The organism is Aminipila terrae, assembly GCF_010120715.1.
GTDB lineage: Bacteria > Bacillota > Clostridia > Peptostreptococcales > Anaerovoracaceae > Aminipila > Aminipila terrae.
Genome location: NZ_CP047591.1, coordinates 1,330,854 through 1,350,444 on the forward strand (window position 1 = coordinate 1,330,854; position 19,591 = coordinate 1,350,444).

Consider the following 19,591-nt stretch of genomic DNA (forward strand, 5'->3'; position numbering starts at 1 on the left):
TCCAATTATAAAAAATGCCTCTTAGCCCATATTGGACAAAGAGGTCAACAAGATGCATTTATTAATGTAATAACATCCTCTACTACAATTTTAATAGAATTCTTTATTTTTAGTAATATTTCACTCAATATCCAACAAATTTTAACATGTTTTATGTTTTTTGTAAAGCGTCTATCCCCTGTAAATATGTATATATTTTCACTTAAATTGGATATTTGTCAGCCCTTTCTCATGCGCTCCATGGTATTAACGTTTTTTTCTATTATTGTTCTGCCCGTTGGAAACATCTTACCCTCTACTTTATCTTGCTCCACACAATCTTAATTCTGTATATCCTTACTAAAATCACCATTGTTTCCAATACCAAACATTTTCCAGACCTGTGAATGAAGGTTTCCAATTACACTACTTCCCAGGTTGAACCTCCGCCCTTATTACTTAAGATAATGCACTTTATTTCTCACCATACATCTTTTTATAGTAGTCCTTATACTCACCACTTAAGATGTTTTCCCACCATTTTTTATTATTTTGGTACCACTTAATGGTTTTCTTTATTCCTTCATCGAAGGTTGTAGTAGGCAGCCATCCAAGCTCATTTCGTATTTTTGTCGGATCAATAGCATAACGTAAATCATGACCAGCTCTGTCTTTTACATAAGTAATTAAATCTTCACTGGCACCAAGTTCTTTGATGATAGTCTTTACCACTTGAAGGTTTGTCCTTTCATTATGTCCTCCTATGTTATAAATTTCACCAATCGTTCCATCTTGAATAATCATGTCAATAGCTCTGCAATGATCTTCCACGTAGAGCCAGTCTCTCACATTTTGCCCTTTTCCATAGACGGGAAGTGATTTACCATTCAATGCGTTTGCTATCATAAGCGGAATCAATTTCTCTGGGAAATGATACGGTCCATAATTATTTGAACATCTTGAAATGGTTATTGGTAGTTTGTAAGTTCTATAGTACGCCTGCACTAAAAGATCTGCACTAGCCTTAGACGCACTATATGGGCTTGATGTATGGATTGGTGTTTCTTCTGTGAAGAAAAGATCTGTCCTGTCAAGAGGCAAATCTCCATATACTTCATCCGTTGATACTTGATGATATCGCTTGATTCCATATTTTCTGCAAGCATCAAGCATTATCTGGGTGCCCATTATATTAGTTCTTAAAAATATTTCAGGATCTTCTATCGACCTGTCTACATGGCTTTCTGCGGCAAAATTTACTACAATGTCAGGTTTCTCTTCATCAAAGATCTTATATATGGCAGTTCTATCCGCAATATCAGCTTTTATAAATGTAAAATTTGGACTATCCTTAACTGGAGCAAGTGTCTCCATATTTCCTGCATAAGTAAGTGCATCTACGCAAAGAATTTTATATCCTTTATGTTTATTCATCATATAGTGCACAAAATTGCCGCCTATAAATCCAGCTCCTCCGGTTATTAGTATCTTCATCATAAAACTCCTGCTTAAAACTATTTTTTAGTTTCTTTAATTTATTTTTGTAAATAAAAAACTACTTAGTAGTGTATCATAAATTCTTCGTTTAATCGACTAATAATTACATTTTTCTTATTCTGCTTATCTGTGAATTTAATCCCTTTTTAACCGCTCTTTTTCTGTATTGATTCCATTTTCCTCCAGATTATTTTTCTCTGTCTTGCCGTTTGTATTCTTGATTTTGTCCGTTGTATCTTCCTCATCCAACCCAAGCATTTTCCATACTTGAGAATCAGGATTTCCAAGTACACTTGTTCCCATAATTCTTTTCCCCTTAAAGTATGCATTTATAATTAATAAATTTTGTAATCTTCTTGTAAAAAGTTCTGTACATAATCTCTAATTCCATTTTCAAGAGAATAAAATGGTTTATTATAGCCTGCGGCCCTTAGTTTGTCCATTTTAGCTTCTGTAAAATATTGATATTTAGCTCTCAGCACTTCCGGCATATCAATAAATTCAATTTTTTTATCTTTTCCCATAGCCTGAAAAGTAGCTGTAACCAAATCATAGAAAGTCCTTGCCTGACCTGTTCCCAGGTTAAAAAGCCCACTAACCTTTTCATTATTCATCATGAAACTTACCACGTTACAAATATCCTTTACATAAATAAAATCTCTGGTTTGCTCACCATCTTTATATTTTGAATTGTAGGATTTAAATAATCCCATTTCTCCATTCTCATTAATTTTATTAAAGGCATGAAAAACAACACTAGCCATGCTGTTCTTACAATACTCATTTGGCCCATATACATTAAAAAATTTTAAACCAACATATTGCTTTGGTGTGTTCATCTGCTTCTCTGCCCATAAATCAAATAGTTGCTTTGAATATCCATATCCATTTAGTGGCATTAAGCTTTTTATATCCATGTGGTCATCAAACCCCATACTTCCATCCCCGTAAGTAGCAGCACTGCTTGCATAGATAAAACTAATTTGCTCTTTTGTGGCAAAATTCCATAAGGCTTTTGTAAAATTGAGATTATTATTATATAAATAATCAAAATTTTTCTCTGTTGTTGACGAACAAGCCCCCATATGAATAATATGAGTTATTTTCCCAGAGAATTGTTCCAGCATATCTAGAAATAAATCCTTATGTATATACTCACAATACTTTTTATTCCTTAAATTTATCCATTTTTCAGTATTCCCAATATTGTCAACAACGTATATTTCTTCAATACCATTATTGTTTAATTCTCTTATTACGCAGCTTCCTATAAATCCTGCCCCTCCAGTTACAACTATCGCCATAATCATTCTCCTTTAACATATTTCATATGTCTTGCATATTCTCTCTATAATATTTGTAGTAGACAGACCTTGTTCTAAATCAATAAATTGTACTATACCTCCATATGATTGAACAAAGTTTTGGCCTGCTACATTTTTCCCTTCCCAATCTTTCCCCTTCACCAATATATCTGGTTTAATGGTTTCTATCAAATTTTCAGGTGTATCTTCTTTAAATATTACTACATAATCAACTAACGATATAGAACTAACTAGTTTAGCCCTGTATCGTTCTTCAACAATAGGACGTTTCTCACCTTTAATTCTCTTAATAGACGCATCTCCATTTAATCCCACAATAAGGATATCTCCAAACTCCTTTGCTTGCTCGAATGAAGAAACATGACCGGCATGGACTAGGTCAAAACATCCATTAGTAAATACAATTTTTTTGCCTTGTTCTTTTAAATATTCTGTTAATAGTCCGATTTTTTCAGCAGAAATTACCTTTTCACCTGAATCAACCAACTGACTTCCTAAAACTTCATTTAAGGTTGCTGTTGCTGCTCCAAACTTAGAGATAACTATAGACGCAGCACAGTTGGCCAGCTTACAGCATTCTGATAATTCCATGCCTACTGCCATTCCTAATGCAATGACAGATACTACGGTGTCTCCAGCACCAGTCACATCAATAACTTCTTTAGCCATTGCAGGGAAATCCAGCTTTCTTTCTTCATTTATTAAAGACATGCCTTTTTCAGATCTTGTTACTAACAAATAATTAAACTTTTGTTCTTTACAGATATTTTGTCCGCATTTATTAACCAGTTCTTCATTATCATTCTGTATTACTTGATTAGATGCAGCACTTAATTCTGATAAATTGGGGGTACATATGGTGGCTCCCCTGTATTTGGTATAATCCGCTCCTTTAGGGTCTATTACTATAGGAAGATTAAGGCTCTTGGCTTTTGTAATTATTATTTGACACAATTCTTCAGAAGCTGAACCCTTTCCATAATCAGAAATAATAATCACATCAACGCCTTCAAAAACTTCCTCCAGTTTTTTTTGAATGAAATAAATATATTGAATAGAAGTATCTTTAAGTTGCTCTTGATCATATCTAAGAAATTGCTGATTTTTGGATACTACTCTTGTTTTTAATATAGTACTATAGCCCTCTATCTGTCCCAAATACAAAACATCTGCATTGATTGATTCCAGTTCACTAATTAATATTTTGCTTAAATCATCTCTTCCTGTACAGCCTAGCACTCTGGATTTTGCTCCTAATGCGAATAGATTATTTACAACATTACCTGCTCCACCAAGGCGCACCTCTTTTTTCTTAACTTCAACTACAGGGACAGGCGCTTCCGGTGAAATTCTTTTTACATCACCCATAATATATTCATCTAACATATAATCCCCTAGCACTAAAGCTAAAACTTCTTTTGATTTTTTTACTAATTGCATCATTTATATTACCCCTTTATTTTTCTTCAAAAAAATACGCTTCAGTCATAGCACAAAGAGCATGATATATAGGTAAATGTAATTCTTGTATTTTAAATGTTTCTTCTTCGGGAACTAAAATGATTTTGCTGCATAAATCTTTCATTTCCCCTCCACTTTTACCGGATAAGCCTAAAGTTTTCATTCCCTTGGCATTTGCAACCATAATAGCATTTAGTATATTCTCTGAATTTCCCGATGTACTTATTCCCCATAATAAATCTTTTTGCTCCCCTAATCCATATGTTAACTGAGCAAAACTCATTAGTGGATCTACATCATTGCAATATGCAGTAGAAATGGCATTCATTGATACCAACGATATGGTTGGTAAGCATCCTTCAAGTTTACTAGCTATATTCTTGCCTTTTTCGCCATAACAGTTTTCCAATTTACTGGCATGGTCATTAGCTATTTTTCTGTTAAACAGGAACGACTTCATCATTTCACCAACTATGTGTTCAGAATCTGCAGCACTGCCACCGTTTCCAGCTACTAAAACTTTGCCTCCCGTTTTATAGGTATAAGTAATTAATTCATATGCAGACCATATCTCCTGTTTGCAGCACTCCAAGCTTGAATATCTATTGAGAAGTTCATTAAAAATATCCAGTTGTGTTCTTTTTTTGTTTTTCATTTTTTCTAAATACCTTTTGCACCTTTGTAAAACTTTTATATAATAAATTTTTAAAATTGTATATTAAATTTCATTTTCAATTTTATAGATGTTAATAATATTTTCTATTACATCATCAAGTTTATATTGCTGTACTTTATTAATATTGTTTTCTGACATATTTACATACTTTTCCTGTACTTGTTTTGGGAATTCTTGAGTGACATTAGTTCCGCCAAAACTCTTACTGGTCTTTTCACTAAGTAGATGATAAATTATGTCTTTAAATCCATTTATATCATTGAACTGAAATAAATAACCATTTATTCCAGGTTCAATCAAATCCTGATGACCTTTCACATTTGTTGCTACTATAGGCAATCCCATAGACATAGCCTCCATAATGTTAAAGGGTAGTCCCTCAATTCTACTGGCCGACACACATATATCCGATATATAGTAATAATCCTCCAGGTTTTTTACATGTCCCAGAAATAAAATTCTATTTCGATATTCTGAATTCATGCCTTCCGTAGCTTCTGAATTCAGCTTCAATTGTTCAGACAATCTCTGGCATTCTTCTAACCGTTCTCCTCTGCCTGCCAAGAGTAGCTTAACATTTTGGGGAAGCTTCATCATAGCTTCTATAAGCATTTTCTGGTTTTTTCTCTTGGAGAACTCCGCTGCATAGATTAAAACGGTATCATTTTCCTCAATCCCAAACTTTAGCCGTTCTGTTCTTCGGATTGCCTTCATGTCATTTGCCGCCATGACATTTTTATTACCATTATTAATCTTATAGAAGAGAAGAAGCTTCTCTTCAACTTTTTTCTTTGAGAACCGCTCTGTATCAATCCCAAATCCGGGGATTTTAAATAATTGATCTTTATATAAATGATTTTTCTCTGCTATCTCATAATCCTGCTGATTCATAACCACTAGTATATCCGTTGCTGGCCTGGTGAGTTTTTCTGCCCAAAGAAGGATACTTCTCTTAAGTATAGGAGTATTATAATCAAATAAATACCCATGAACTGTATTTATTACTTTAGGCTTTGTTCCTCTTATAAGCATTACTGCCATTCGTACATAAAAAGCAGCTAAAGTTGTATGTACACTTATGATATCATACCGCTCCTTTTTTATAAGTTTAATAAGCTGAAGAGTGCATGCTGCATTTCTAGGTGAAAGCATCTTCTTCTCAAAGGGCACAGGTATCTTTGGTATATCTAATGACTCTGTGTTTTCAAAAGCTCCAGCCGCCGCTACATGTACTTGAAATCCCATTTCATGCAGTTCTCTTATATAGGGTATATGAAAGCTAAGTATGTGGCCATAGCTTGACGCCACATAAAGTATTTTTTTCATTATTCTATTCTTTCTTTTATCTTTCTGTTATTTCATCAAATTAATCTTTTTATTATTATAAGCCATCTACTATGATTTTACAACAATTTGCAGATTTAAAGGCGTTTTGGGCCCTTTCTATAATTTATTACAAAATTGTCTTCAATTATTAAGAAAGATTTAATATTTACCCCAACATCTTTTGTTATAATGTATATTGACATATTCGTGTAAAAGGTAGTAGAATGAATCCCGACCGATGGGTCAATTCTACTTAACTATCAACGAACTTAGGCGAATGTATTATAGTATTTTTGCCTATTTTGCCTATAAAAATATAGCCAATACATATCAATGGATTTATAAAAGGAGGATTCTTTCAGAGATGAAAAAACAATTATTTATAGGATTGCTGGCAAGTGCACTTATGGTTACTACGATTCCCGTAACAGCTACTGCAGCAGCAACTACCACAGCCCCTGTGGCAAAAATAACAAGCACTGCAACCACAAACAGTGCAATAACAACTACAAAGTCTGCGATTTCTACAACTGGTACAGCTATTACAACTACAAATGGTGCAGTTACTACCACCAGTTCAGCTCTTACAACCACAATTTCTGCTATAACAGGTCCTGGCATCAGTATTGCAACAACAACTCCGGCAGTTGTTGCACCAATTTCTCTTTCTTTAGACGGGGCTTATAAAAAAATGCTGGCTGACAGTCCTCAAGCTACATTAGCTAAATACACATTAGACTCTGATTTGTCTGTTGCAAAAGGCTATAGCGAAAAGCTGTCATCAATACATCAATTGGAAAGGTCCAATGATGAAGCCTCTAAGTGGGCTTTAGACACTTCCAACAAAAGTATGCTTGAAGCCAACCGTACTTTTGGATCCACACAGGCACCTAAAAATTATGACGCATCTATAAATAAATTAAAATCCCAAACCTACGAGATGTATTATAATTATAAATATACAGAAGCTCAGGTTCAGGTAGCAAAAGATAATTTAACCAGAACTCAGGCAATTTACAATAGTACAATGCTTAAATTTAAACTTGGTACAGTTTCTAAATTGGATACACTAACGGCTGAGACTAAACTGAATACTGCAAAGGACAATTACGCTATAGCGGTTAATGGGTTTGAACAAATTAAAATGAATTTCAATTTATTTATGGGTTATAATATTCATCAGAAGGTAGCCCTAACTGATACTTTAACAGCGTTGCCATTTCCTGCAAAAAATCTTGATGATGGAATAAAAGAAGCCCTTGTGAACAGAAACGAAATCAATGGAGCCAACTATAATGCAGAAATGGCACAATATGCATTGGATAATGTAAAAGCATATCCAAAAAGTTCGGCTACTTACCTGGCTGCAAAATCAACGCTGCTAATGGCACAGGAAGGAGCTAAAACCGCTCCTGAAAAAGTTGAAATTGACGTTCGTACAAAATATATGGATATGAAGCAAAAATATGATGCTGTGACTTCTGGTAAAGTTTCTTATGAAAATTCTAAGGAGACTTCCCGATTAGGACAGCTTCAATTCGATAGCGGTGTTATAACAGTAACAGATTTGTCAGGTATTAATTTAGATACCTTTAACACTCAGCAAGCTTATTATAAAGCAATTCTGGATTATAACTTAGCTGTAGATGCGTATAACCTGGCACTTGGCATTGGTACCGAAACGGTAACGATTAAATAATTTAACAATATAAAAAGCAGGCAGCAATTTTACGCTGCCTGCTTTTTATATTGGCTCAATTTATTGGGCTATATTATGCAAATAAAAACTATTGCACAAATTTGCATTCTTCCAAAGTCTAAGGTATAATATTAAGGCGTATTAATTAATTTTGAAATAATTGGGGGATTTATAAATGGCAAAAAATAACAAACAGGGGAGCAAAGTTGCTGCACACTCAAAGCAGCCTGCTACGAAAAAAGTCTCTGCCTTAGGTAGGGATTCAGATTATTTCTGTTCTATGAGCATGGCTCCGAGAATAAATGAGGGAATGCATTGGTTTCAAATGTTGCCGGCAGCTTTCTTTACAGCGTTCATCATTATGATTGTAAGATATTACGAGTATAAAAGGCCCATGAATCAATTCTATTGGACAAACTCAGGCAACGATTTAACTGAATTTTTAGCTACTACAAAATGGTTGCTATCATTATTTGTATGATATTAGCACTCATATATTTATTATATCGGGTCTTTACTCAGTCTTTCTTTATAAAGCGTTCAAGATATTACATTCCTATGCTTGTGTATTCAGTGCTTGTTCTTGTCTCATACTTGCTATCAGATTACAAAATATTCGCATTATGGGGCTGGAATGACAGATTTGAAGGGACCATAACGCTCCTTTCATACATGATTATGCTGTTTTTCATCATTAATACAGTAAATGATGAAACTAACATTAAATGGATAATATATCCTACAGCGGTATCAGCCATACTCCTTAGCCTGCTAGGGCTTTCTCAAGCACTAAACCACGACTTTTTTAGAACAACTTTCGGTAAAAAACTAATTACACCAAGCTGGTTCTGGGATCATATTGATCAATTAACTTTTAGTTTTAAACATAGGGAAATTTATCAAACAGTTTATAACATTAATTATGTTTCCTTTTACTTAACCTTATTAATACCTCTTTTTGGACTACTCTTTATCCGTTCCATAATGAGTGGAAAAGATGAAGTCCTTTGGAAAAAAATATCTTTGGGGATACTGTTTTCATTACTGCTTTACAACTTAATTGGCTCTAAGTCCTCTGGAGGTTATCTGGGAATGGCCATAGTCGTTTTAGTTGGTCTCATACTACTAAACAAAACAATAATTAAATGGTGGAAACCAGTTGCCATTCTGTTGCTTATTACTGTTTTAATAGGAGGTGTTACCTACAATAGATGGATGCCAGAGCTTACTGGAGCAGCACATGGCGTTCTTGGAACTGAAAGTACTAATACACAGAAAATCCCTGGCAAGCCAGGTGCTGATACCCCTACAGGTAACAGTCCCAAAGTTCATATTGATTATATTGAAACAAAGGGTAATGACATTCACTTAAGTTATAATGATAATAAAATTACATTTACCACGTATCCAGAAAACCCTCTGGCAATAAAGCTTACTGATGGCAAAGGTAAAGATCTTAATATTAAACTTATAGAAGGAACTCACTCTTCCTTTGCTGTGGATGATAAAAGATTTAGTTCATTAGTCCTTGGACCTGCACAGGATGCTGCCGGGACCCATTATTTTATCATAAAAATTGGAGATAGAGAATGGCCTTTTGCTATAGTAGCTGGAAGTGAAGTAAAATATCGTAATGATTTAGGCCTTTTAGTATCACTTAAAAAAATAGAGGCTATGGGTTGGGAGAATAATCAAGGATTCGGCTCTGGTCGTGGATATATTTGGTCCCGAACACTCCCTATGATGAAAGAAACAGCTTTAATCGGTCACGGAGCTGACACTTATTGTATTTACTTCCCTCAAAATGACTATGTTGGAAAATATAATGCTGACTGGAATCTTAACATGATTGTTGACAAGCCTCATAATATGTACATGGACGCCTGGATTGGAACTGGCGGTATTTCCGTTCTTGCCCTATTGGTTTTATGGTTTATGTATGTTATTCAAAGTATTAAGTTATTCTGGAAGAGAAATATGAGTACCTTTACAGAGTATACCGGTTTAGGGATTTTCCTGGGAGTATGTGGTTTCCTTGTATCAGGCTTAGTAGACGATTCTACCGTGTCTGTGATGCCAATGTTCTACGGGTTACTGGGTACTGGAATAGCCATAAATATCATGCTACAAAGACAGACAACAGCAAGTAAATAAAAATGTCCCCCCATAGAATAATCTACGGGGGATTTTTATTTTTCTTTAATAATCTTACAAACATATTTAATTTCTTCTGATGTTAAATTCGTTGAACAGGGCACATTAAGTATATGGTCAGCATAATCTACGGCTTTTGCAATTTTATAGTTTTGAGCGTTGATATAAGGTTCCAAGGTGTGTATCAATTTCCAGACAGGTCTGCACTGAATACCGTTTTGAATCAGCCTGTGCATCAATTCATTTCTACTTTCACCAAATCGTTCATTATCAATATACAAAGAGTAGAACCAGTGATTAGCTCTTATATCTTCCTTAAAAGGAATAATGCGAATACCGTCAACCTTCTGTAATTCTTCCTTATATGTTTTATAATTTGCAATTTTAGTTTCAATAAAACATTCCAGCTTATCAATCTGACTCACGCCTAAGGCCGCCTGTAGATTTAACATTCTATAATTATATCCCACGTCTCCATGAACAAAAAATAAGGTTTCTTCTGCTGAAGTTTTTTTGGCTGTTATAGTTAAATACCTTGCTTCATCCAGGTAATGCTGATTGCGTGATACAATCATACCTCCACCACCAGTTGTGATTATCTTATTGGCATTAAATGAATATACACCCATGTCAGCTATAGTTCCTGAAAAATATCCTCTATATCTGCCCTCTTTATAATAGCTTCCCAAAGCCTCTGTTGCATCCTCAAGAACCTTTAAGTTATACTTTTGGGAAATATCCATAATTCTTTCCATGTCAGCCAGATTCCCAAAAATATGTACTACAACTATAGCTTTAATGGTCTTTCCAGTTTTTTTATCTATTAACTTCGCCCCATCAAATATACACTCTTCCTGACAAAACTGTTCTAATTTATCTACATCCATACAAAAAGAATCATCACAGTCCATAAACACAGGCTCTGCTCCGAGATATTTCACAGGATTTACAGCAGCTACAAATGTCAGTGTAGGAACAAGAACCTCATCTCCGGCAGAAATCCCTAAAATCCTTAGTGCTACATGCAATCCTGCCGTCCCGCTTTGAGCAGAAACTGCATCTGCAATTCCAACATATTGTGCTGTTTTCCTTTCAAACTCCCCTATAAACCTGCCTCCTGTAGAAACCCATCCTGTTTCTATACATTCACGCAGGCTTTCCACAATTTCTATGTCTAAATTAGGTACACTTAGTTGTATTTGTTTTTTGTCCATAATATCACCCTCTTGATTTAGTTACCACGTTTAAATATTTTCTTGAATATTCTCTACAATTTTTTCTATACTAGTCATCTCTGCTATTTTTTCTGCTTCAAACTGAATTCCAAATTCACTCTCCACTTCAAAGATTAATTGTATATGAGCCACGGAATCCCAATCTTCAATGTCTTCATTGCAAGTCTGCAAAGTTATTGGAAGCGTTTCATTATCAAAAAAGCCTCTAAATATAACAGCTACTTTTTGTAGTATCTCATTTCTATCCATAACTATCTCCTATATTTTCATATTTCTACCAGTTCTATTAATCCCATATTCCTTCCAATCAAAAAAGCAACTTTTTTACTTCTTAAAGCTATTGCCTCCTTTGGTTCTGCCACCAGTACATACCCTTGATCTTTAAGATTACTAACAGTCTCCTCTAGATTTTCCACTATATAGCATATATGATATGGGGCATTCCCATACTTCTTAAGTAAATTCCATGCTATAGACTCTTCGCTTTTGGGGCTGACTAATTCAAGTATATATCCTGAATTTTCTACAAAACATATTTCAATGTCTCTAAAAGAATCATAACAAATTTCCTGAATTAGTATAAAACCTATTTTTCCAAACTCTTTTAGCGCTTTATTTATATCTTTGACCAGATAACCCACGTGATGTATTTTCATTTGCTTTACCCTTTTTTAATAAATGTCTTCTTTGTACAATATCCTTCAACGTCTAGCAACCACGTTGTACTATTTTCATTATTCTCTTCAGTTTTAGTAAACCCAAATTCACCAAGTAAATCACATACTAAAGTGTTTTTCTTGGTAGGTAGATACTCTCCTATAATGGTTATGATACCGTCCTTTTTAGCTTTCTCAACTATTTCATTAAATAAAAACTCTTCTACTGTTCTCTTTAAAACGCGACAGCTCATCAAAAAGGTATCTATAAACCAAACCGAATCAGAGATTCTCTCCAAGATTGCTACCCCTACTATGCCGTATTCACCAAACTTATCTTTTAACGAAACAGACATGGTAACATAGCTACTATTCATTGTAATTTTTTCTAGTTCACTTTCAAAATATCTTTTCGTCCTCAAATTAAATTGATTTGAACGCTGCGTCAGTTGTGCAACTCGGGGCATAGTGAATTTATCAAAAGCTTTGATATCAGCACTCATTTCCAGGCTTTGAAGATAGTCTTCTACACTGGATACACCGTTTTTCAGTTCAATTCGTCTGGCTTCTTCCTGATATTGACGAGTCCTTATTTTATCTGCATCTGAAATTCCCACTGTCTCGAATAAATTTAGACTTCTTAAATAAGACACATACTCTGTAGGATCTTTGGGAAGCTCTGGCACAGTTACTTCAGGCAATATATTTCTTACTAATTCTCTCTCAAAAGGATTATCGTCTAAAAATACCATGGAATCTAGACCAATATTTAGTACCTGCTGAATGTTCTTAATATTTGTGGCCTTATCTTTCCAGTTAGCTGTAAAAACAGATATGTCCTTTAATTTGAGTATCATATCTGGATGTTTTTCGAAAACTTCCCTGGCTATGCTATCATCATTCTTACTGCATATGGCAACTGCAATACCTCTTTTGGAAAGTTCTTTTATCCATGTTTGTAAATCCGAAAATGCTTTCCCAATTCCAAATTCGCCAATCTGGATATTTTCTATTCCATCGTCTCCCACAACACCTCCCCACAGGGTGTTGTCAAGATCGCAAACCACACACTTTTTAATTTTTCCAAAAAGGGAGGAAATAACAGAACATATTTGCTCTGCAATGCAAGCCAGTCCTTCCATAGAAAATACTGTTTTAGATATGTAATAAAGCCTGTTATCAACTAAATTTAGCCTTCCTATCACACTTTGCAAATTATTAATGTCTATCATACTGTACTTTTCTTTTGTTATGACATCACATAATTTATAATTCATTTTTCTCAGATTATATAAAAGTGATTCCACACAATTTCCAGCATAATTTCCATATACCCCATCATCAATCTCACAGTAATTACATATAATAATTTGTGCCTGGGAATTTTCCCGGACACTCCTGCTTAGATTTCTTATTCTTTCAATTTCATTTTCAACTGCATAAACTCTATCATTTTCAGCCATTTTATAAAATTTTTCCTGGAATTTTTCAGTGCAGGGAAACAAAAGAACATAATCGGGGCGGAATTTATAAAGGTCAGAATCCTGATTTAACAGTTCACTCTCCATCTGATCATATGCCGCCTCATAAATCTCAATGTCCATTTTACGTTCATATCCATAACCTCGAATGGCTTGTGCTAGTAATTGAACGGACCAGTCTGCTGTGATAGCAAGTCTTAACTTTGCACAATGGGAGAAGTCTTTTTTTAAATTTTTTCTTAACTCTGCAAATTTCATATTATACCCTAGCCTATTTAAATTTGTATTATTTCAGCACATTTTAGAGAACCAATTTTTCCGGCTATGGCCCCCAGGATAATCCAACCCCAAATCCAGCTAAAATTACATTCCTTTTTTCCTGTAATAGTTGTTCATTTATATCACATATTAAAAATGGGATAGTTGAACCGTTTGTATTTCCAAATTTATTAATATTAATTGGTATTTTGTTTTCGTCTACTTTGGCTCTTTTAGCTATATATTTAACCATATAAGCGTTAGCCTGATGTAACAGAAACAGATCCACTGTTTCCCTACTCCACAGATGCGCTTCCAATATATCATTTATAATTTTAGGGACCTGCTTTATAGCAAATGTAAAGATTCCCATTCCATTCATATACAAGTTTTCTTTACTTCTTCTGCTTCCATCTTTATCTGCATACATCTCTTTGGTCTTTTCAGATAAAGGCACACGTCCTCCTCCAGCTTCAATAATCAAATCTTTATAACCACTGCCATCAGACTTCATCATAAATGTCATTGGATTCTCTTCCTCCGTATACTCTACGCCGGTAGCCGTTCCTCCATCACTGATTATAAAAGTTATACCTTTATCCTCCGGCGAAATATATCTTCTGAGTACATCCCCAGTGAGAACAACAACTCGCTTGCAAGAACCACTTTTAATAAATTGTCCGGCCAAAAATAAACCATGAACGAATCCTGAGCAGCCAAGATTAACATCTAATGAAATGCAATCTTCTTTTAACCCCAAACGGCCCTGCAGGATACAGGAGGTAGCTGGGAGCGTATAATCTGGTGTCTGGGAAATAAAGATAAGTCCATCTATGCTTTCTTTTTCCCATCCCAACTTTTTTATTAAATTCTCTGCAGCTGCAAAACAAAAATCAGATGCTGTCTGCCCTTCATCTGCAACAAATATCTCTTTAACTCCCACTGCTTTGGTTGTTTTTTCTATTTCTTCTTTAGAGAAGTATCCTTCCCCAATATCATAAATGGATTTTGAGTTTCTTGGCAGAGCGCAGCATATTCCTCTTAACTCTACGTTTGATGTCCTTAAAACTGCCATCTTTGATGTCCCTTTCTATTATCCTTTTAACACTTTCTTACTAAGTGCCCGCCGTCTATAATTATGACCTGTCCAGTAACCCAACGGGAATTTTTACTTAACAAATAAACTGCCAGTTCAGCAACGTCTTCCGGTTTTCCCAGGCCCAAAGGATATTCCTTAATAGTTGTATTTTTTTGTTCTTCAGTAACTTGGTTAAAATATTTATTTACCATTTCTGTCTGTACTATCCCAGGTGCTATAGCATTTATCCGGATTCCCTTTTCTGCCAGTTCCGGAGATACTGCCCTGATAAATCCCTCTAACGCCCCCTTGGATGCGGCATAAATAGATTTCCCAAACGCGCCTTCATGAGCTGCAAGAGAAGACACTAATACAAATGATGCTCCATTGTCAGTTGAGCCTTTTTTGCAGAATGCACTGACCAGCAGCATTGCTGCAAATGTATTAATGCCAAAGACTTCCTCAATCTTTTTTTCTTTAATCATATGAACAGGCAGAGTTACTTGCTGACCTGCGCAATGCATTAGACCACTTATAGTTCCAACTTGATTTTTAACAGTTTCACAATATTCTTTTATATTGTCTGTCTGGGATAAATCCCATGAAATAACTTTAACATCCTTCATAGTACTATATAGTTCATTGAGTTTTTCTTCATTCCTTGCAGTCGCAACTACACACAGTCCTGCTTCTAGCAATTTCATCACAGTACTTCTCCCGATACCACTGGAAGCCCCTGTAACCACTATCCATTGCTTGTTGTTCATATCCTTATCCTCTGTATATCTTATCTATCTGTATGAGTATGTATATAGTTAAATAAATCTTGTATTTTCTTTGCTTCAATAAAATCATCAACTGGCATTTCCACCTGAAATTCTTCTTCAAGCATAACCAAAATTGCATATCCCTTCAAAGAATCCCAGTCGTATTCTTCTGTTTTAAACTCTGTTTCAAGATTCAGCTTCTCAACTTCTGTCTCAAGAATATCCGCCATACTCTCTAATAATAATCTCTCCATATTTGTCCTCATCCTATTTATTTTATTCTTTTAGCAGGATAACCTATTACCCGTGCATCTTCTTCGACATTTTTTAAAACAACGGCACCAGCGCACACAAAAGCATTCCGTCCTATTTCTAACTGTGGCACTATAGATACACTAGTAGCCAGATAGGCTCCCTCTCTCAATATGACACCACCAGTTATATCACACATACTCATAACTGAAACAAAATCTTCCGCCTGTGCATCATGCCCCATATTAGTACGCAGATTAAACATACAGTGGTCTCCAATTTTCGTATTTGGACCTATCACCACATACGGTTGAAAAACATTTCCTCTCCCCAACTTGGCATATTGGGAAATAAGAGCAGAAGGGTCAATAATATTTTCCCATACGACAGTATCAGCCAGATAATCAGAAATTTTTCGCTTCACGTCTGCGCTTGCTATGGCCATAACTGCATATACTTCCTGTCCTAGAGCAAACGTCTTTAACCATTCTTTATTTCCAACAATCTTAATGTCATTAATTGTTTTACCTAAAACTGAATTATCATCATCAACAAATCCAATTATTTCATAGGTGGAGCTGACAGCATTAATTCTTCTGACTGTATCAGCAACTTCTCTTCCAAAGCCACCTGCACCTATTATAACAAGTTTTTTCACGTCACTCACCCTCTTTTGTTATTTCTTTTGTTCCCAGGAACTCTCCCATTGTCGCTTCACCTTCTGCACTTATCCCCTCTTTTCTTATGACTTTCACAAATGTCATTATAAAAATTTTTAAATCCAGCCATAAATTCCAATGGTCAACATACCAGACATCCAATCTGAATTTTTCTTCCCAGGTTATAGCATTCCTTCCATTTATCTGAGCCCAGCCAGTCAGTCCCGGTCTTACATCATGTCTTCTGGCCTGTTCATCATTATATCTTTCTAAATAGCGTACCAAAAGCGGCCTTGGTCCTACAAAACTCATGTCCCCTTTAAATATGTTAAATAACTCTGGCAGCTCATCCAGGCTGGTTTTTCTCAGGAACTTGCCAAAGTTGGTCAACCTAACATGATCAGGCATCAATTGGCCTGTATCATCACATTCATCGGTCATACTTCTGAACTTATACATAGTAAATATCTTAGCATGAAGCCCTGGCCTTTCCTGCATAAAAATAACCGGTGACCCCAGTTTTACTCTGACCATAATTGATACAATCAACAAAACCGGTGATAATACCAAAATAGCACAGGAAGAAACTATTATATCAAATGTTCGTTTTATAAATCTTTTAACCATATTACCCTTACTTTGTTTTATATATGAAAATTTTCCTTATTTTTTACTTAAAGTGTTTTATAACTGTATTATATGCGTCTTTTACCGTTAAATACTTTTCTAGATATTTTCTCCCATTTATCCCCATTTGCTTTGCCCTATCCGGATTGTCTGCCAGCTCCAGCAGATTTCTTTTATACTGCTCTAAATCACCAGTAATAGACCATAATCCTGCCCGTGCATTTTCTAGAACTTTCCCATAATCTGTGCTTGCATCAACAGATGCTAATACAGGTACTGAAGCTTTAAAATATCCTGTAGTTTTTGATGGTATATTAGGGATAGTGAATCTCCTGTCTAAATTAATCAAACCTACATCACATTGGTTAACTAACCCATCGTAGTCTTCTTTGGGTAGAAAATCTTTCATAATCACATTATTTATGGCTTCATCAGCAATTATTTTTTCTATCTTCGGCTTGGTTATGCCTTTGCCCACAATCAGAAATATAATGTCTGCTCTGTCTCTTACAGACTTAGCTAATTCCAATAAAAATTCCAGTTCTTGTGGCCACCCTATATTACCACCAAAAATACATACAAACTTTCCTTCTAATCCATACTTTTTCTTGTAATCAACAGACCCTTCTGTTTCTATTGGGGTTTCTACTCTGGACCAGTTTGGCAAAAGCTCCAGTTTATTTCCTTGTACTTCAGGGTTGTGTTTCAAAACATAATCTATATTACCCTGGCTCATACATCCAATATAATCCGCGACTCTGTACATTTTTTTCTCTTTATTCCTGAAATATTTAAATAATATTTCATTCTTTAACAGACCTATGTCCCTGGCATTTTGAGGAAAAATATCCCTTAAAATCAAATACGCCTTAGCATTATCTCTTTTCTTGATAAAATTCATTGCATCAGCGAATGTAATAGGAGGTGTGGGCATCATCACCAGATCGAATTTTATATGCTTAAAGTATTGTTTTAACCCTTTTTTAAACAATCTACCCAGAGAAAGTGTGGTTAAACCTTTTTCTATTGGATTTACATTAAACATATTTCCAGTTCGTATATGCAGGATTTTTATTCCTGATTCCTCTGTAATTCGGGTCTGTCTGCCATTTTTCTTTTCTTCGATAGCTGCCACATAAACCTTATGCCCTTTTTCTCTGAATTCTTCCATTAATTCAGTATAAAGGTTAGGATTTCTCTTTATTTCGGGAGATATAATCATTAAAAAAAGTACATTCATTTTTATTCCTACTTATATTTTCATTTTATAATATCACATTTAAAAGTATATTGTATATTTACAATGAACTATTTATTCCATATAACTTTATTTATAATTTTCGTATAACTTTGAATTATTCTAACCACCTTGGTGGACACATTCCCATCCATATAATCCTGCGGTGTCTGATGTTCCGGATCATCTACAAATGTATTTATAGCAAGTTCTATTGCCTGCCCTATATCATCTTCCTGAATGCCTCCGATAACAATGGTTCCTGCATCCAGTACTTCAGGTCTCTCCGTTGACGTTCGGATTAACACCCCTGGAAATGCCAATATATTACTCTCCTCTGATAAAGTTCCGCTATCTGATAGTACACAATAGGCATTCATCTGTAGTTTGTTATAATCGAAGAAGCCTAGTGGTTTCATATTTTTTACTAAAGGGTGAAATTTAAAGGCTTTTTCTTCAATTTTTTTCTGGCTCCTTGGATGAGTAGAATAAATAACTGGCATCTGGTATTTTTCTGCAACATTATTTATAGCAGACATTAATGAAAAGAAATTCTCTTCATTATCAATATTTTCTTCTCTGTGAGCAGAAAGTAAAAAATATTTTTCTTTTTCTAAACCCAGTTCATTTAATATACTACTGGACTCAATCTGTTCCATGTTCGCTTCTAAAACTTCTCTCATGGGTGAACCTGTCACTATAATATGTTCTTTTCTAAACCCTTCACTAAGCAAATATCGTCTGCTATGTTCTGTATATGGCAAATTAATATCTGAAATATGATCCACAATTTTTCGGTTTATTTCCTCTGGAACATTTTGATCAAAGCACCTGTTACCCGCCTCCATATGAAATACGGGTATTTTGAGTCTCTTTGCGGAAATAGCTGACAATGCTGAATTTGTATCTCCTAAAATCAAAAGCGCATCTGGTTTTACTTCTTGCATAACCACATAAGACTTAGAAATAATATTTCCCATGGTCTCTCCAAGATTTCCCCCTACACCGTCCAAATAAAAATCTGGTTCCCTAAGCTTTAAATCCTCAAAAAAAACCTTATTTAACGTGTAGTCCCAATTCTGTCCTGTATGGACTAATATATGATCAAAATACCTGTCACAGGCCTTTATAACCTCTGACAAACGTATGATTTCAGGTCTTGTTCCTATTATAGTCATTACTTTTAACTTACTAGACATAAAATAATCCCTTTCAAACTGTTAT

General features: G+C 34.9%; 20 protein-coding genes. 3 read left to right on the top strand and 17 right to left on the bottom strand.

Annotation, left to right across the window (positions count from 1 at the left end; translation table 11 throughout):
* Nucleotides 1–453 precede the first annotated feature (453 nt).
* The 6 genes from rfbB to Ami3637_RS06385 form a co-directional block, all read right to left on the bottom strand.
* Nucleotides 454–1,476, bottom strand: coding sequence for a dTDP-glucose 4,6-dehydratase (rfbB, locus tag Ami3637_RS06360; protein ID WP_330586864.1), 1,023 nt, complete (start codon nucleotides 1,474–1,476; stop codon nucleotides 454–456).
* A 135-nt stretch (nucleotides 1,477–1,611) separates the two neighbouring features.
* Nucleotides 1,612–1,779: a hypothetical protein gene (locus Ami3637_RS06365; protein ID WP_162361836.1), complete on the bottom strand. Its 168-nt coding sequence runs from the start codon at nucleotides 1,777–1,779 to the stop codon at nucleotides 1,612–1,614.
* Between the two features lie 32 nt (nucleotides 1,780–1,811).
* Nucleotides 1,812–2,780, bottom strand: a complete 969-nt coding sequence (gene rfaD, locus Ami3637_RS06370) for an ADP-glyceromanno-heptose 6-epimerase (protein ID WP_162361837.1) — start codon at nucleotides 2,778–2,780, stop codon at nucleotides 1,812–1,814.
* A gap of 12 nt (nucleotides 2,781–2,792) precedes the next feature.
* A complete protein-coding gene (gene rfaE2, locus Ami3637_RS06375; RefSeq protein ID WP_162361838.1) occupies nucleotides 2,793–4,244 on the bottom strand; it encodes a D-glycero-beta-D-manno-heptose 1-phosphate adenylyltransferase in 1,452 nt (483 codons plus the stop codon).
* A gap of 13 nt (nucleotides 4,245–4,257) precedes the next feature.
* Nucleotides 4,258–4,917, bottom strand: a complete 660-nt coding sequence (locus Ami3637_RS06380) for a D-sedoheptulose-7-phosphate isomerase (protein ID WP_162361839.1) — start codon at nucleotides 4,915–4,917, stop codon at nucleotides 4,258–4,260.
* Between the two features lie 63 nt (nucleotides 4,918–4,980).
* Entirely contained in the window at nucleotides 4,981–6,264 is a 1,284-nt protein-coding gene (locus Ami3637_RS06385; RefSeq protein WP_162361840.1) for a glycosyltransferase, read from the bottom strand.
* A gap of 364 nt (nucleotides 6,265–6,628) precedes the next feature.
* On the opposite strand from Ami3637_RS06385, the gene Ami3637_RS06390 reads away from it, so the two are divergent.
* From Ami3637_RS06390 to Ami3637_RS06400, 3 genes are all read left to right on the top strand, one after another.
* Nucleotides 6,629–7,963 carry a TolC family protein gene (locus Ami3637_RS06390; protein ID WP_162361841.1) on the top strand — a complete coding sequence of 445 codons (1,335 nt, stop codon included), beginning with the start codon at nucleotides 6,629–6,631 and terminating at the stop codon, nucleotides 7,961–7,963.
* A 175-nt stretch (nucleotides 7,964–8,138) separates the two neighbouring features.
* A complete protein-coding gene (locus tag Ami3637_RS06395; protein ID WP_162361842.1) occupies nucleotides 8,139–8,444 on the top strand; it encodes a hypothetical protein in 306 nt (101 codons plus the stop codon).
* A 191-nt stretch (nucleotides 8,445–8,635) separates the two neighbouring features.
* A complete protein-coding gene (locus Ami3637_RS06400) occupies nucleotides 8,636–10,117 on the top strand; it encodes an O-antigen ligase family protein (RefSeq protein ID WP_162361843.1) in 1,482 nt (493 codons plus the stop codon).
* A gap of 35 nt (nucleotides 10,118–10,152) precedes the next feature.
* On the opposite strand, the gene Ami3637_RS06405 is transcribed toward Ami3637_RS06400, so the two are convergent.
* From Ami3637_RS06405 to wecB, 11 genes are all read right to left on the bottom strand, one after another.
* Nucleotides 10,153–11,331 carry a LegC family aminotransferase gene (locus Ami3637_RS06405; RefSeq protein ID WP_162361844.1) on the bottom strand — a complete coding sequence of 393 codons (1,179 nt, stop codon included), beginning with the start codon at nucleotides 11,329–11,331 and terminating at the stop codon, nucleotides 10,153–10,155.
* Between the two features lie 30 nt (nucleotides 11,332–11,361).
* A complete protein-coding gene (locus Ami3637_RS06410) occupies nucleotides 11,362–11,601 on the bottom strand; it encodes an acyl carrier protein (protein ID WP_162361845.1) in 240 nt (79 codons plus the stop codon).
* 17 nt (nucleotides 11,602–11,618) lie between these two features.
* Entirely contained in the window at nucleotides 11,619–12,008 is a 390-nt protein-coding gene (locus Ami3637_RS06415) for a VOC family protein (protein ID WP_162361846.1), read from the bottom strand.
* A gap of 5 nt (nucleotides 12,009–12,013) precedes the next feature.
* A complete protein-coding gene (locus Ami3637_RS06420) occupies nucleotides 12,014–13,747 on the bottom strand; it encodes an HAD-IIIC family phosphatase (RefSeq protein WP_162361847.1) in 1,734 nt (577 codons plus the stop codon).
* Between the two features lie 64 nt (nucleotides 13,748–13,811).
* The gene (locus Ami3637_RS06425) at nucleotides 13,812–14,822 is read right to left on the bottom strand and encodes a 3-oxoacyl-ACP synthase III family protein (protein ID WP_162361848.1); all 1,011 of its coding nucleotides are present in this window, start codon (nucleotides 14,820–14,822) and stop codon (nucleotides 13,812–13,814) included.
* 26 nt (nucleotides 14,823–14,848) lie between these two features.
* Nucleotides 14,849–15,592, bottom strand: coding sequence for an SDR family NAD(P)-dependent oxidoreductase (locus Ami3637_RS06430; RefSeq protein WP_162361849.1), 744 nt, complete (start codon nucleotides 15,590–15,592; stop codon nucleotides 14,849–14,851).
* 20 nt (nucleotides 15,593–15,612) lie between these two features.
* Nucleotides 15,613–15,846 carry an acyl carrier protein gene (locus Ami3637_RS06435; protein WP_162361850.1) on the bottom strand — a complete coding sequence of 78 codons (234 nt, stop codon included), beginning with the start codon at nucleotides 15,844–15,846 and terminating at the stop codon, nucleotides 15,613–15,615.
* Nucleotides 15,847–15,863: 17 nt separating this feature from the next.
* Nucleotides 15,864–16,502, bottom strand: a complete 639-nt coding sequence (locus Ami3637_RS06440; protein ID WP_162361851.1) for a NeuD/PglB/VioB family sugar acetyltransferase — start codon at nucleotides 16,500–16,502, stop codon at nucleotides 15,864–15,866.
* Between the two features lies 1 nt (nucleotide 16,503).
* Nucleotides 16,504–17,130, bottom strand: coding sequence for a sugar transferase (locus tag Ami3637_RS06445; RefSeq protein WP_162361852.1), 627 nt, complete (start codon nucleotides 17,128–17,130; stop codon nucleotides 16,504–16,506).
* A gap of 43 nt (nucleotides 17,131–17,173) precedes the next feature.
* On the bottom strand, nucleotides 17,174–18,370 hold the full coding sequence (locus Ami3637_RS06450; RefSeq protein WP_162361853.1) for a glycosyltransferase family 4 protein: 1,197 nt from the start codon (nucleotides 18,368–18,370) through the stop codon (nucleotides 17,174–17,176).
* Nucleotides 18,371–18,438: 68 nt separating this feature from the next.
* Nucleotides 18,439–19,566: a non-hydrolyzing UDP-N-acetylglucosamine 2-epimerase gene (gene wecB, locus Ami3637_RS06455; protein WP_162361854.1), complete on the bottom strand. Its 1,128-nt coding sequence runs from the start codon at nucleotides 19,564–19,566 to the stop codon at nucleotides 18,439–18,441.
* Nucleotides 19,567–19,591: the final 25 nt, after the last annotated feature.